The sequence below is a fragment of the Palaeococcus pacificus DY20341 genome, assembly GCF_000725425.1.
In the GTDB taxonomy this organism is placed as follows: Archaea; Methanobacteriota_B; Thermococci; order Thermococcales; family Thermococcaceae; genus Palaeococcus; species Palaeococcus pacificus.
Map to the genome: position 1 here is coordinate 1,018,199 of NZ_CP006019.1, position 13,383 is coordinate 1,031,581.

Annotated in this window: 14 protein-coding genes; 4 read left to right on the forward strand and 10 right to left on the reverse strand. The window is 42.0% G+C overall.

Features of this window, described 5'->3' with window-relative positions; all coding sequences use genetic code 11:
* The first annotated feature begins 3 nt into the window (after nucleotides 1-3).
* Both PAP_RS05625 and PAP_RS05630 read left to right on the forward strand, forming a co-directional pair.
* Nucleotides 4-699, forward strand: coding sequence for a hypothetical protein (locus PAP_RS05625; RefSeq protein WP_052649086.1), 696 nt, complete (start codon nucleotides 4-6; stop codon nucleotides 697-699).
* Nucleotides 683-1,333, forward strand: a complete 651-nt coding sequence (locus tag PAP_RS05630; protein ID WP_048165083.1) for a glycosyltransferase family 2 protein — start codon at nucleotides 683-685, stop codon at nucleotides 1,331-1,333. Before PAP_RS05625 ends, PAP_RS05630 begins: the two co-directional genes overlap by 17 nt.
* A gap of 3 nt (nucleotides 1,334-1,336) precedes the next feature.
* Here the strand turns inward: PAP_RS05630 and PAP_RS05635 are convergent, their stop codons facing one another.
* Genes PAP_RS05635 through PAP_RS05655 form a run of 5 tightly spaced genes read right to left on the reverse strand, consistent with a single transcriptional unit; the run spans nucleotide 1,337 to nucleotide 8,815 of the window.
* On the reverse strand, nucleotides 1,337-3,760 hold the full coding sequence (locus tag PAP_RS05635; protein ID WP_048165084.1) for a CGP-CTERM sorting domain-containing protein: 2,424 nt from the start codon (nucleotides 3,758-3,760) through the stop codon (nucleotides 1,337-1,339).
* 39 nt (nucleotides 3,761-3,799) lie between these two features.
* Nucleotides 3,800-4,660, reverse strand: a complete 861-nt coding sequence (locus tag PAP_RS05640; protein ID WP_048165085.1) for a DMT family transporter — start codon at nucleotides 4,658-4,660, stop codon at nucleotides 3,800-3,802.
* The gene (gene priS / locus PAP_RS05645; RefSeq protein WP_048165086.1) at nucleotides 4,660-5,691 is read right to left on the reverse strand and encodes a DNA primase catalytic subunit PriS; all 1,032 of its coding nucleotides are present in this window, start codon (nucleotides 5,689-5,691) and stop codon (nucleotides 4,660-4,662) included. Before priS ends, PAP_RS05640 begins: the two co-directional genes overlap by 1 nt.
* Nucleotides 5,688-6,869 carry a DNA primase large subunit PriL gene (gene priL / locus PAP_RS05650; RefSeq protein WP_048165087.1) on the reverse strand — a complete coding sequence of 394 codons (1,182 nt, stop codon included), beginning with the start codon at nucleotides 6,867-6,869 and terminating at the stop codon, nucleotides 5,688-5,690. Before priL ends, priS begins: the two co-directional genes overlap by 4 nt.
* A gap of 38 nt (nucleotides 6,870-6,907) precedes the next feature.
* The gene (locus PAP_RS05655) at nucleotides 6,908-8,815 is read right to left on the reverse strand and encodes a molybdopterin-dependent oxidoreductase (protein WP_236626971.1); all 1,908 of its coding nucleotides are present in this window, start codon (nucleotides 8,813-8,815) and stop codon (nucleotides 6,908-6,910) included.
* A gap of 254 nt (nucleotides 8,816-9,069) precedes the next feature.
* Here PAP_RS05655 and PAP_RS05660 point away from each other — a divergent pair, with 254 nt between their 5' ends.
* Nucleotides 9,070-9,819 (forward strand): ATPase domain-containing protein, encoded by a 750-nt coding sequence (locus PAP_RS05660; protein WP_048165088.1) that lies wholly within the window; start codon nucleotides 9,070-9,072, stop codon nucleotides 9,817-9,819.
* 17 nt (nucleotides 9,820-9,836) lie between these two features.
* Entirely contained in the window at nucleotides 9,837-10,604 is a 768-nt protein-coding gene (locus tag PAP_RS05665; protein ID WP_394296789.1) for an RAD55 family ATPase, read from the forward strand.
* Between the two features lies 1 nt (nucleotide 10,605).
* Here PAP_RS05665 and PAP_RS05670 read toward each other — a convergent pair whose 3' ends face one another.
* The 5 genes from PAP_RS05670 to PAP_RS05690 are packed head-to-tail and all read right to left on the reverse strand — an operon-like array spanning nucleotide 10,606 to nucleotide 13,382.
* Entirely contained in the window at nucleotides 10,606-11,601 is a 996-nt protein-coding gene (locus PAP_RS05670) for a PIN domain-containing protein (protein WP_048165090.1), read from the reverse strand.
* A complete protein-coding gene (locus PAP_RS05675) occupies nucleotides 11,598-12,068 on the reverse strand; it encodes a hypothetical protein (RefSeq protein ID WP_048165091.1) in 471 nt (156 codons plus the stop codon). Before PAP_RS05675 ends, PAP_RS05670 begins: the two co-directional genes overlap by 4 nt.
* A gap of 9 nt (nucleotides 12,069-12,077) precedes the next feature.
* Nucleotides 12,078-12,539 (reverse strand): DUF2284 domain-containing protein, encoded by a 462-nt coding sequence (locus tag PAP_RS05680; RefSeq protein ID WP_048165092.1) that lies wholly within the window; start codon nucleotides 12,537-12,539, stop codon nucleotides 12,078-12,080.
* A 10-nt stretch (nucleotides 12,540-12,549) separates the two neighbouring features.
* Nucleotides 12,550-12,729, reverse strand: a complete 180-nt coding sequence (locus PAP_RS05685; RefSeq protein ID WP_048165093.1) for a hypothetical protein — start codon at nucleotides 12,727-12,729, stop codon at nucleotides 12,550-12,552.
* An 11-nt stretch (nucleotides 12,730-12,740) separates the two neighbouring features.
* Nucleotides 12,741-13,382 carry an HAD family hydrolase gene (locus tag PAP_RS05690; protein ID WP_048165094.1) on the reverse strand — a complete coding sequence of 214 codons (642 nt, stop codon included), beginning with the start codon at nucleotides 13,380-13,382 and terminating at the stop codon, nucleotides 12,741-12,743.
* Nucleotide 13,383 lies beyond the last annotated feature (1 nt).

Below are 13,383 nucleotides of genomic sequence, written 5' to 3' on the forward strand. Positions count from 1 at the left end.
ATCGTGGAGCTGATTGGGATAACTTTCATTAGCAACGTGAGAGATGAAAAGGTAATGGGAAATGGGATTATTTTTAGAATTTATGAGAGAGTCGCTGAGTATTTAAATCTCAACGATATCTCTGAGGATACTCACCTAGTTCTCCTTCATAAGATATCCCTTGACCCAGTCTACTTAATTTCCATCCCGACTGAAAACGGCAAAGTTAAGGCATATTCTTTAAAGGCAGTCATTGACGCGCTGTACTCAAAGCTCCTCGAAGAGAGGGAGGATTTGGTTTGGAAGAGGGAGCAGAATCTTCAAGAAAAAGCAAAAAAGCTTGGAGAAAACGTCAATATCTACGATGAGCTCAAGAAGTTCAAGTTTAACAAGATTATTGGAATTGTTAGCTTTCCGCTCATAGACAGGAACCCCTACTTCGGCTACTATGAGAAGTTTTTGGGCATACATAAAAAAATTGGTGAGAAAGAAGTCATGGTGCTCTCAATAAAGCCGTTCTTTAGTGAGGATACCGATCTTTTGGTGGATAGAGTTGCCAAAGGTATACTTCACGAAATAGGCCACAGCTATGGCTTAGACCACTGCGAGAACAGTTGTATAATGCATCCTCCAAAGAACATCCAAGATTGGGATAGGAGGAGGCCTTACTTCTGTGCAGAATGCCTAGCGGAGCTGAAGAAAAATGCTGGGTGGATTTAAAATTAGCGTTATTATTCCCGCCTATAATGAAGCCAAGAGGATTGGGGGAGTTCTCTCGAGGATTCCTGACTTTGTGGATGAGGTTATTGTGGTCGATGATGGAAGTGGAGATGAGACGAGTGAAGTTGCGCGGAGCTTTGGTGTTAAAGTAATCCGCTTAAATGAAAACCAAGGCAAAGGCGCTGCTATGAGTGCTGGCATCGAAGAGGTATCGGGGGATATAGTGGTTTTTATGGATGCGGACGGCCAGCACAAACCTGAGGAGATTATTAAACTCCTAAAGCCAATTGTAGACGGAAAAGCTGACTTTGTAGTAGGCTCTAGAATGATAAAGACCCAAGGAAAGAGGCCATTTATAAGGAAGCTCAGCAATTTTCTGAGTACCGCGCTTATTAGACTTAAGCTCGGTGTAAATGTTAAGGACACTCAAAGCGGCTTTAGGGCAATAAAAAGGGAGTTTCTTCCTCAAATCGAGAGCAAGCGCTATGAGGTAGAAACCGAAGTGCTGATAAAAGCGGTAAAGAAGGGTGCAAGAGTAAAGGAAGTTCCTGTAGAGAGAATTTACGGCATTGAGACGGGGCACTTTAGGTTCGAAGATATCCTGCGGTTTTTATGGACTCTCTTAAAATATTAAAGGCTAAAGGCGCCTTCTCAAGACTAGAGGGACTAAAGCAATGGCTAAAATCATCACAGGCCCACATATGCCTTCTTCTGGAACTGTTGTGGTCGTTTCGAAGGGAGAAGATGTCGAGACTTCGCATTTTGCTAAACCAGCGTTTACAGTTTCTTCTGTCCAGTTAAGCCAAGCATAGACGTGCTTATCGAAGATGAACTCAGCCCAGTAGAAGTCGCTGTCCATGGCTTGAGAAAGGCCGTAAAGGGCTTTATAGTAAACTTCGTTTTTACTGCATTTTTCTTTATACTCCTGAATTAGTGTGTAAACTTTCTCATCACGCTTCCACATTGGTTCTTGAAGGTTTTTGCGCTCTCTTGTCCACTTGTCCCAAGAGCACAGCCAGGAAGTCGCTAGGGGGGTAACGTTTTGATAGGGCTTGAGCTTTAGTGTGGCTTCTCTAAACGTTACTGTTTTTAAGAGGCCTTTCTCTTGAGCTTCCTCTAAGTATTGAAGGAGAGCCTCAAAGTAGAATGCTGTTAAGGGAGGATTATTTGAGAAGATAATCCAATTTTCACCGTCAGCTGCTATCGTTACGACTTCGGCACTTGGATCTTTGCTTCTAACGCTCAAAATTTTCTCCACTATCTCTTTGGCTTTTTCCCTTGCTTCTTCTTCGCTTCTGAAGTTGTTGTTAAATGCAAACTCGTCGCTTAGGGAGTGGTCTCTAAAGAGGATTAAAGTGCTTGAGTTTTCAAGCTTATAAAGGTGGTAGGGGGAATATGGATAGAGAACCCTCAGATGGCATCTATCATCGAGAGGGAAATATTTTATAGAGTATTTGTCAAACAGGTATGCCAGCTTAGGACTAAATGCCATCTCTGGGAGCCACATTCCATTTGTTTTAATGTTCATTACTTCCTCCGTCGTTTTCATTCCCAAATTGAGCTCATAGTCTAAGAGGTCAAACCACCCGTACTTCTCCGCGATGTATCCACTAATTGGGTGGGCAAAGTAGCTCGATAAAATGTCTATCTGCCCTCTTTCATAGAGCTGCTTGTAGAGTTCTATGGTTTCTTGTACACGTTTTGCCTCTGCGCTGTCTGGAGTAAAGCATTGGTATTGGGGATAGCTCTGACACCAGCCGCTTTTAGTAAGGTTCCACTGCCACAGAAGTGAGGGGGAAAGATGGTACGTCATCTTTATCTGCGGATATTTTTGAAGTATGTAAGCGTGGAAGTAGTATGCTCCTCCGGGATAGTAAGGATAAAGCTCGTCTTCATAAGTGTGTACAAGGGCCCACGGACCGTGAAGGGTTCCATTGGGCCAAACACCAGGGCTCTGGTGATGATGCCATATAAAGACCACATATAAAGGTGTTCCTTCCTTTTTGAATGCTGACACCTCTTTCTCTGCGGAGGAAATAACCTCATCTTTAAGCTCCAGCGTAGCCTTTATTTTGCATACGCCTGAAACAGCGCCTTCGAGAGTTGTTTCACTTTCTTTTTCAAGCGAAACTGGAACTGTAACTTGGCTAACTCCCTTTTCACTACACACCAGCTGGGCTTTTAGCTCTGCAGTTTCGTTGAGTGGTTCTTTGGGTATTAGCCTTATTTTAATGGTTATTTTCTCACCTTCAATTGGAAAATCAGGAACTTCAAAAATTATCTTAAACTTCTCCTTTGAGATGTATTTTATCATTCCTCTATAAATCTCGGGATAAATGCTCTCTACGTCTTCAATAGTCCCAACAAATATCTCAAATACATAGGTCTTGCTTTCCCCGGGATTTAGCTCTAATGGAGCAAATTCCGCTCTTGTTTCGCTTCCCCAGCCCGAGCTCTCGAGCCAAAGAGCTTTGCTTTCCTCTTTCGGAAAAATCAGTGCTATCAAATCTTCCTCAAAATCCACCAGCCCAAAGGCCTTAAGTTTAGTTCCCAGCCTAACCCAGTTTTTGTTATCTACATGGAGCTCGTCATCAACCCAAATCTGCTTTTCGCCTCCGGGTTTTCCTAAATAGCCTGCCCAAGCCATTGCATAGCCCAAAGAAAAGCCGTCCCAATTGGTCTCACTTTTAAATGTCTCTTTTCCGTTGTTAGTGAACCTAACAGTGAGCCTTGCCCTATTCTCATCCAGTTGCTCAAAAATCTTCTCAACAAAAAGGTCGCCAACTTCTGTTGTTCCAATTATTTTTTCTCCTTCTACCCGCAGCTGATACTCTTTGGTTGCTAGAGAACCGGGCCATGGTTCGCTCAGCAGCCAATCCCAGAGAGGATAGCTCTTCCCTAAAGCGCCCCTATCTCCTGCATCAATGATATTTTTGCTGTTTATCTCCCACTGTTCCAGTACAAAGCCATTATTGGAGATTTTAACATCTCCTTGTGCACTTGAATATGGAAGCAGAGAGAACACCAAGAGGAAAATCAATACAATACTGGCTTTGCGCATGATATCACCAATAGGGATACACGAAAGATGTAAATAAAGTTATTGCCTTTGGAGGAGTATGTCCAAGAGGGAAGCGAGCAAAATCAGCCCGCCGCCGATTATGGTCATAAGGCTGGGGATTTCTCCAAAAATTAGAGATGCATACACTATGGCGCTTAAGGGATCTAAATAGCTTAGCAAAGCTGCTTCATTGGCCTTAACGCTCTTAAGCCCCTGCATGTAGATTAGCAATGCAAAGACCGTGTGAACTAGGGCTATTACGGAAGCGGCATAGAAAGAGCTTGAGGAGAAAGTTAGACCCCTACCTAAAACCACTGGGAGCAGAACAATAGTTGCAAAGAGGAGCTGGAAGAAAGTTAGGGCAGAGCTCTCAACATCTCTGAGGTATCTCCCAAGTATTGTAACGCATGCGTAGAAGAATGCCCCACCTAAGGCAAATAAAACTCCCAAAAAGTCCCTATTTGAGAAGGAAATCTCTTCTTGGCCTGCTATTATCAGTGCACCTAAAAAGGCCGTGAAAACTAGGGCAGACTTCTTTAGTGTTATAGGCTCCTTTAAAAACACTATTGAGAGGAGAACTACAATTATGGGCGCTAGGTAATAAATGAGGGTAGCTTTGGGGATATCCGTGTAGAGAACTGCTGAAAAAAAGAGAATCCAATTTAAACCAAGGGATAGGCCTAATAAGAAGACGAGCTTTATTCTTGGCTTAATGCTCAGATACGCATTTTTAATCCACATAGGACTCTTCAGAGTGTAGATGAAGGCAAATATTAAACTGCCGAGGAACACCCTAACAAAGGCTAAGCTTATTCCGTCCATCTTGGAAAAGCGGGCAAAAATTCCTACGCTTCCCCATATTATCATGGAAAGGATGATTTTACCTCTTCCAGAGTCCATCACTCCTCCTCCGAAGATTCAAGCCAGAGCTTATACGCTTCCTCAACTTCCTTTGCTCTGAATTTGGGAACAGCTTTTTTGAATGGGTTAAACTTCTCCAAATCTCCCTCCTTTGAACCTATATATGTAGTTACAAAGCCTACTCTGGAGTGGAGAGATGATGGAACCCTCAAAATTCTCTTGACATCTATGGTAACTTTACCGTCGAAGTATGCCTTTGAGAAAGTCGTTGAGAGTGCGAAGAGTTTGAGAAGCGTCCTATATCCAATACCTCCTGGAAACGCTCTTAGTATTGCTTTTTTGACAAATCCCTCGTAGATTTGTTCCTTATTGTGCAAGATACTTGCTATTTGGTTTTTATTTAACCCAATATTCCTAAGATGATTGAAGTTCGTCCTCAGAATAAAGTAGCCAAAGCGCAGCCTGAACACCCTCGGGTATCCAGAGGAGAGTATTATCTTCTTGGAGCTTAAATCGTCGAATGTTATCTCATGAGCTGCTGATATGTATGATAAAAGTTTTTCCCTCGCTTTTGAGTCCAAATCAAGAGCCCAATCGTCAAGAACTCTTATATGATAGCCCCTTCCGGAGTAGACAACGTGAATATCCTCAAACCCTAAATCCTCATTCAAGACTATAAGCGTGTCCTTGGCAAGCTCTCTAGCATCTTCTAAGCAAATTGGGCACACTTTCCCGCTCTCGTGGTTGCAACGCTTTAGGGGTAAGTCCTTAGCGTCTATGTCAAAAACGAGCTCTGCCCCAAGCCAGCCCTCCATCCCCGCGGGGTCTTCATATAATGCAACGCTCGAGAACATAGCGTAAGGAGCGGTAGTTTTAACGTAGTCTTCCAAGTCTCTAATGTCGTGGAAAACATTTTTGCGGTCGCTCGGGCCGTCTCCAGTGTGGTCAAATCCAAATTCTCGATTCTCAAGGTGTTCCACCAAGAACTTGGGTAGCTTTGTTGCGTTCCACTCCTTTGAATAGTATAGCCTCCTCTCTTTCTTACTTACTTCCCTAAAGAGCTCGCTCATTCCTTCCCCTCCGCTTTCTTGCTTTCTATATAGAGCTTCCTCAGGTAGTAGGTTAGCGGGTTCTTGATGTAGCGGCAATCTTTGTCGGGCTTGCATAGCTCTGGGGCATTGGCTCTAATTTTGGAACAGTTCGGTGGAAAGTACCATGTAGAACTACCGCTGTCTTCGAGGGTTGGAGTCATCGTAAACCCGAAGCCCAAATGGTACCAAATGTTCTTTATCTCGTTTGGCTGGTCCTCAAAGAGCGGTGGATTGCAGCGATTGCCTGCTTCTATGATGATTGGGAGTATCTCTTTCTCTATGATGCTCATATCTTTAATGCAGTCTTTAACTCTAACATCCCTTCTTTGAGAGTTTGGACAAATCCTCGCATAGCTCAAGAAGGATGTTAAGAGCACGGTTATGGCGTAGTTTCTAAGGCCGCTCCCAACGCCGCTGAGAGCAATCCTAACGCACGGTGGGAAGAGCTCAAAGCGCAAAGGCTGTGCTTCACCTCCAATTCTCTCCAAACGCTCTTTAAAGTGCTCTCTAGCAATTTCGCTGAGACGGTTGTAAAGCTCAAGATAATAAGAGGGGAGTTCTTCTCTAAGCTCGTAGAACAGATTAACAGCTCTCTCAAGGTTTCTCTCAAAAGCACTTTCCCAAAGCTCCTTCAACTGCCCTTTTGTTAAATAGGCATAGCCTCCTCTAATGTAGTACTCACTGAGCTCTTTTGAGCTTAGGGAGAGCAGATTTTTAAGGTGAATTTTGTATTTAAGTCTCAGCTCTTCCTTTTCTTCCTCGGGGAGTGCGTCCTCTAAGCGCTTTTCCAATATGACAGCATCTCCCTTTGGAATTTCATCCTTTCCGGCGAGCACAATGGGGATAGCTAGGTTATCCAAGTCAAAACTTTGAGAAATCTTCCTCCTGTAGATTTCCAAGTTCGCTTTTTTAACGAGCTCCATTTCAATACCATAGGGAGAGAATGCTAAAGCTCCAAGCAGCGCGTAGAAGCTCATTAAGTCTCTTAAGTCGTCCAAGTTTAGGATATACTCCGGGATTTTTCCTTCTTTAACCCATCTAACTCTATCTAATGCCACCTCAATGTCAAGATAGTTTGGAATAAGCCTCAAGAAGTTGTTCATGCTCTCAAATTCAGCGAGTGTTTCCTTTGCCTTCTTTCCGAAGGGGTCTATCATCGCCTCACCTTAGACGTGTTGAAGCTTATGACATAAAACTATTGTGCTTTCCTAACCTCCACCCAAGTTGAGTGATATGCCGAGGCTTTGCCGTATTCTTCTACGGTTGAGTCGCTCGTTAAAAAGTTCACGTTCCATCCCAAAAGTTTCGGCCAAAATGCTTTGTAAAGGAGCACTACTCCGCTTGGAACGTCCTCACTGAGTTTTGCCCTGGTCTTTATGCTCCCTTTTGAATTGTACACCTCCACCAAATCCCCATCTTCGATTCCCCTTTCTTTAGCGTCTTTTGGGTTTATATACAGGTTGGGGTCTATTATGCCGTAGGTGTTGTGATATTGGCTCGTTATGGTCATCCTATGCGTTGGACTCAGGAGCTGCAACCCCTTACCTTTTAAAGGCTTATATTCAGGGAATGGGTTTAATCCCCTCTCAGTGGCTCTTTGGGAATAAAATTCAATCCTTCCGCTCGGCGTTTTGTATTCTCTCTGTCTTTCGGGCACCTTCACAAAGCCTTTCTCCTTAAGCTCCTCCCAGCTTAACCCATTTTGCTCTAAGATTTTTCTAATTACTTGCTCTTCGCTCTCGTAGAGATAGGGATTATCTATTTCCAGGGCTTTCGCCAGGAGGGTAGTTACTTCACGGTTGCTCTTGCCGTAGAGCTTTGTAACCGGTTCGTTCAGCATAACGTAGGGGTGGTAATAGGAGTCTGCTATGTCCAAGCGCTCGAAAAATGTATTTGCAGGAAGAACGATGTCCGCATGGAGAGCTGTGTCAGTTAAAAATATGTCGTGCACCACAACAAAAACATCGCTCTCTTTTAAAGCCTTCCTCAAACGGTTTTGATTTGGTAGAGAAGCTAAAGGATTGGAGTTATAGATGTAGAGAAACTTTATCTCCCCACTTTCTATATGCTCAGCCAGCTCCATCTGCGGAATTCTTCTAATAGGCTTTGTTCTTAAGAAAGACCCTTCAGCATAGCTTTTGTCTATGGTTTTCATATCATAGATAAAGCCGAACTTGTGGCCGACGAGGGCTGGAAGAATACTTATCGCTCTAACCGCTTCACCTCCGCTGAGGCTCCTTTGGAAGCCGTAGCCTATGTGAATTACACCCTTTTTCTCAGCGTAATTAAAGGCGAACTCTTCTATCGCATGCTTTGAAATCCCTGTTTCTGCACTTACAAAGTCCAAATCAAGACGTGACACGTATTTCTTGAATTCCTCAAACCCATAGACATTTTTCTCAACGAAGGCCTTATCATAAAGCTCATTCTCGATTATAAGCTTAGCTATTGAAAGTGCGAACAGAACATCAGTGTTGGGCTTTATTTGGAAAAACTTATCGCTCCGCTTAGCAGTCTCTGTCTTTACAACGTCAACTACCCACTTTTCAAGCCCGTATCTTTTAGTCAACATAAATCCGTGGAGGTTTGTCCAAAAGGCGTTAATTCCCCAGTAAACAATTAATTTCTGATTTTTGAGATCTTCAGGGTTAAATCCTACTGCACTTCCATAAACGTCTTTCAAAGCCTCCTGCCCAGCCCGATCACAAATAGCATAATCTATGAAGCTGGCGTTTAGATAATGAAAAAGCCTTAGGGGGAATGAGTAATTTACTACCCCTCTATCTCCAGCATATTGGTAAACAAGGACGCTTTCACTCCCATTCTTTTTTATAGTTTCTTTCAACTTTTGAGCTATTAGGGATATGACTTCACTCCAATCGGCCCTTCTAAACTTACCTTCCCCTCTTCCGCCAGTGCGTATTAAGGGGCTTTTAAGCCTCTCCTCACTGTGAAACCACTTTGGGAGGAGAGCTCCTTTGGGACACAGCAAACCTTGGGTAATTGGATGGTTGGGATTTCCCCTCACTGTAAGCGTTCCATTTTTAAATTGACTTATTACAGAGCATGTATCGTAGCAGTCACGCATACATACGTTGAACATTTGACCACCAGGAGAAAATTAGAAATTCTTTTTAAAAATTGTTTCCACATGTATTTGTTTTATATTCTAATTATCGAAACTTTTAAAGAATCTTGAAGATTTCGCTATATGGAGCTTTCCCCATTATAAAAATTTTAAAAGTTGGTCAAGGGTTATCCAAAAATCTTATAATAGTGTAACTCACAAAGAATTAAACAATGCAGTATTGGAATCTCTTTATAAATTATTGCTGATAATTGTGTAAGGTGGTAATGATGACTCTTGAATATAAGATGAAAAGGATAAAAAGTGGAATCCCTGGCTTTGATGACCTTATTCAAGGGGGGTTCCCTGAGAACACGACTGTTTTAGTTGCCGGTGGTACGGGAACAGGAAAAACAACATTTGGCCTTCAGTTTATATATAAAGGTGCTGAAGAATATGGAGAGCCAGGAGTTTTTGTTACACTTGAAGAGAGAGCTAAAGATATTAGAAGAGAGGTTAAATCTTTCGGTTGGGACTTTAAAGCGTTAGAAAATAAGGGTCTAATAGCAATAATTGATGGGGTTAGCTCTGCTGTGGGTTTGCCCTCTGAAGAAAAGTTCGCTCTCGAGGAAAAGTTCAATATTGATAACTTTTTGAGATACATTTACAGGGTTGTCAAGTCAATAAACGCTAAGCGTTTGGTTATAGATTCGATTCCATCCCTAGCATTTAGACTTGAGGATGAAAGACAAATTAGGGAGGTTCTCCTTAAATTGAATACTATTCTTCTCGAAATGGGGGTTACAACAATTTTAACGACAGAGGCTCCTGATCCTCAAGCGGGCAAAATTAGCAGGTATGGTATTGAGGAGTACATCTCTAGGGGACTTGTCTTGCTGGATCTCCAAGAGAGAAACATTGAGCTTAAGCGCTATCTCCTTATTAGGAAGATGCGTGAAACGAAGCATTCAATGAGGAAGTATCCCTTTGAAATCACCAACACAGGAATCGTGGTTTACCCGAGTGGAGAAATATACTAGCAACGCTATCTCAGGTGATAACTTTGTTTCCAGATGACATCCTCCAAGATAGGATTGAGAAGGATATAACCCGAGTTTCGACTGGTATTATAGATGAGTTAATTACGGGGGGGATACCCAAAGGTAGCGTAATTCTTCTCATAGGTGATCCTAAAGCGGGAAAAACTACTTTTATAAGCCAATTTATGTATAATCAGGTTATATACGGTGCCCCTGTTATTGGAATTCTTACAGACGTTTCAAAGTATGAGTTTTTGAGCAACAGCTTGGACTTTGGTTGGGACTTTACACCCTATGTGGATGATAGACTCTTTATAATAGATGCCTATTCAAGCAGAATCGGTGGAAAACCAAAATTTGCATTTGAGGAGGCAACTATTACTAACGTTGCCGACATGGGACAAGTTATAAGTGTGATTAAAGACATAACCCTTAGAATTGTTCAAAATGCAAACCCTTCGTTCATAACAGGAGTTATTAGTTCATTAACTCCCTTATTCTTTGAATCAGAAGTTAAAGATATCTATAAGTTTTTAGAAGATCTAAAGGACTTGGCCCATAGGCACAAGCAGGTGTGGATATTAGAGATGAACTCGGGAATTGAGGCACCACATGTCGAAACTATGGTAAAAGCTATAGTTGATGGCATAATAGAGCTTAAGCTCATGGAAGAGGACAAAACTTTGAGAAGATACATGAGGGTCTATGGAATGAAGAGGACGAGGCATGTGCTATCATGGGTGCCTTACGAAATTACATCCACAGGAATACAGATTAAGCTTTGATTTATTTTTTAATTTTTAGTCCCATTATTTTTCTGCATATTTCTAAGTGAAACTTCATCTCCTCGTATTCTCCTCTCAAGAGCATTTTGAGCTCGTTTAACTTGGCCTTCCCTCTAAATTCCCCAAATAGATATGCCCGGTTTATTTGAATTACTCCAAAAACTGCTGCGAGGTTGAATAGCAGGGCGCGAAGCTGATGAGGTGCAGCAAACAGCTCATCGAGCTCTCCATGAGGATATTCAAACAAAAAGTGCTCTACTCCTTCGAGCTTTGCTATATCTGTCATAGCTATGTCTGCAGTTAAAAGTATGGTTAGGGGTGCGTTTTCTTGGTCGAATTTCTTTAAAGTCTTCACTATTAGCTCATCGTTGGTTCTTGCTTCCTCCTTTACGGACTCCACTTCAATAGCCCTATCCTTCAGCTTGTCGAATTCTTTCAAGGCTATATATGCAGCCTTTCTTGATTTCATCTTCCTTTTGTTATAGAACTCATTTAAAAGCTCGCCGTGGTATAAAACCCTCCTCAATGCTTTTATATCCGCTGGTCGGTACTTAAAGTTCATTGAATTTTCAATTTCTTTCTTTACTAGGTCCACGATGATTATTTCATAGCCTTTCAAAGGTTTGAAGTTTGATATGAATGAATGGTATAGCACATTGGTATCAGGAGCGAAGACAACTCCTTTTGTCAGCCCTTTATAGAGCTCCAAACGCTCTAAGAACTCATCAACGTTGTCATAGCGTATTATGCCTGAGGCCAAAAAACACTCCCTAAAGTCTCTATATGTTGGCAGCTCCTCCAAAAACTCTTTTCTATCTTTTAGGAAGTCTCTGAAATTTTTTTCACTGGCTAAAACTTTAATCCTGTAGCCGTCGTCATAGACCTCAGCTTTTAGAAGGTCCATATTGTAAAGTGGGTAGCTAACGGTTATGCCTCTCTTCTGAATTAAATTTAAAAAAATTTGAAGCTCAGGCTTTTCTATTATCAGCTCCCTCATTGCTTATCCTCCATAAAATCCTTGAGAATTTGAATCTGCATCGGGATCATCATGTAGGGCCTGTTGGCAAACTCCATGCTTCGAATTGCCAAATAGAATACATGGTCAACTTTTAAAGGAATGCCATGAATTAGAGCTCCTGCAACTAAAGCTTTTCTCCCGGAGGTTATTTCAACTGCAATTTCACACCCTCTCGATTTTAGCTCTCGTAAAAGCTCTCCAATTTTTTTGTCTGCCTCCAAAAAATTGGCCTCCTCAATTATCTTCCAACTTATCTTTGGTTTAAATCCAAATGCTTCAGAAATTATCTCTAAGGCTTCAACAGCTTTAGGAAGCTTGTCCACGTAGATATCTTCAAGAAATATGTAAATTTCGTCAGGATGGTACTTTTTGTGCATGACAACCGCGTAGTAAGCGTTTATCATTGCCCATGTAGAGCGGCCCAGCATAGTTACGTAAGCTTTCATAGTATCACGCTAATCAATTAGTATCAACCCATACAAAACGCTTTCGTTGAAGTCAATCTTCACAAGCTTGAAAAGCTCAATACCAATGGCATCCAGTGAGGGCCTCACTTTTGTGGGCATACTGCACTCTCCATTTCTTTGAAAACTGCACTCCTCACATAGGTTACAGTTTCCAGGGAAAAGCCCAAAGGCATAGTAATAGCCTGCTTTGAAAAATTCTTCTTCCTTTTTGAGGAGATAATTTATGGCATCCCTCTTTTCTCTGTCAAAGTTCTCATAGTCGATTTCGAACTTGATTAGGAGAGCTTTCTTAAAATGTCCTACCCACTCCTTTGCTTCCTTCCAAGATGGAGTATGAGGGGGGCATGAAGGAGATTTCCCATACATTGGACACGCTCTACACTTCCAAATAGGCCGCGGGGAAATCACTATGTCCCCTGCACTGATTTCACGCTCAGAGATTATCCTCATTGAACCACCGCTAATCTTCGAGGTCATACACAACAATTTTGACTTTCTTGCCTTTCACGACTTCTTTGAGCTCCCACCAGAGTTTAGTTGGGCTTTCTTTTTTGTGGACTATTTTGTCTCCTTCCCTAATTTCAACCGCTTTCTCGTTGTATTCGACAAAGACGCCTTCCTTAGTGAAAATCTGTCTCATTCCCACCACCCCTAAATTTCTTTCGTTATCTTCATCAGCTCGTAGAGAGTCCTTATCTCGTAATCTGAAAAGTAGTAGTCATTTTCCCCATTTCTGTTTATCCAAATTCCTTTCATTCCAACATTTTTAGCTCCAAAAACATCCTGGTGTAGGCTGTCGCCCACCATAGCTGCATCTTTTGGCTCAATACCTGCTTCTTTGAGAGCATAGAAGAAAATTTTTGGATCTGGCTTTACTGTGTTTACATCTTCTCTCGTTACAATAACGTCGAAGTACTTAGACAGCTTAGTTAAGCGAAGCTTTAACCTTTGATACTCAGGCCCGCTGGTTATCACTCCCAAAAGGTATCCTTCTTTTTTGAGCCATTCAAGCGTGGGTTTTACGTCAGGAAAAACTGTGAGCTTGTGGGGATAGGCTTTTAAAAGCTCCTCATACGTGATATCCACTCCAAAAAGCTTAAAGAAGAAGTTCCAATCATGCCACTCGTAGGTCTCTCTCCGGCCAATAATCTCCTTTAAAAATAAATCTCTTGCTTTTTTCTTTGTTATGCCGAGCCTTTTTGAGAGCTGACTGTAAACTTGGGGCAAAAGGAGCATTATTAGGGGCTTCTCAGATAACAGAGTCTCATCGATATCAAAGAAAACAGCCTTCATT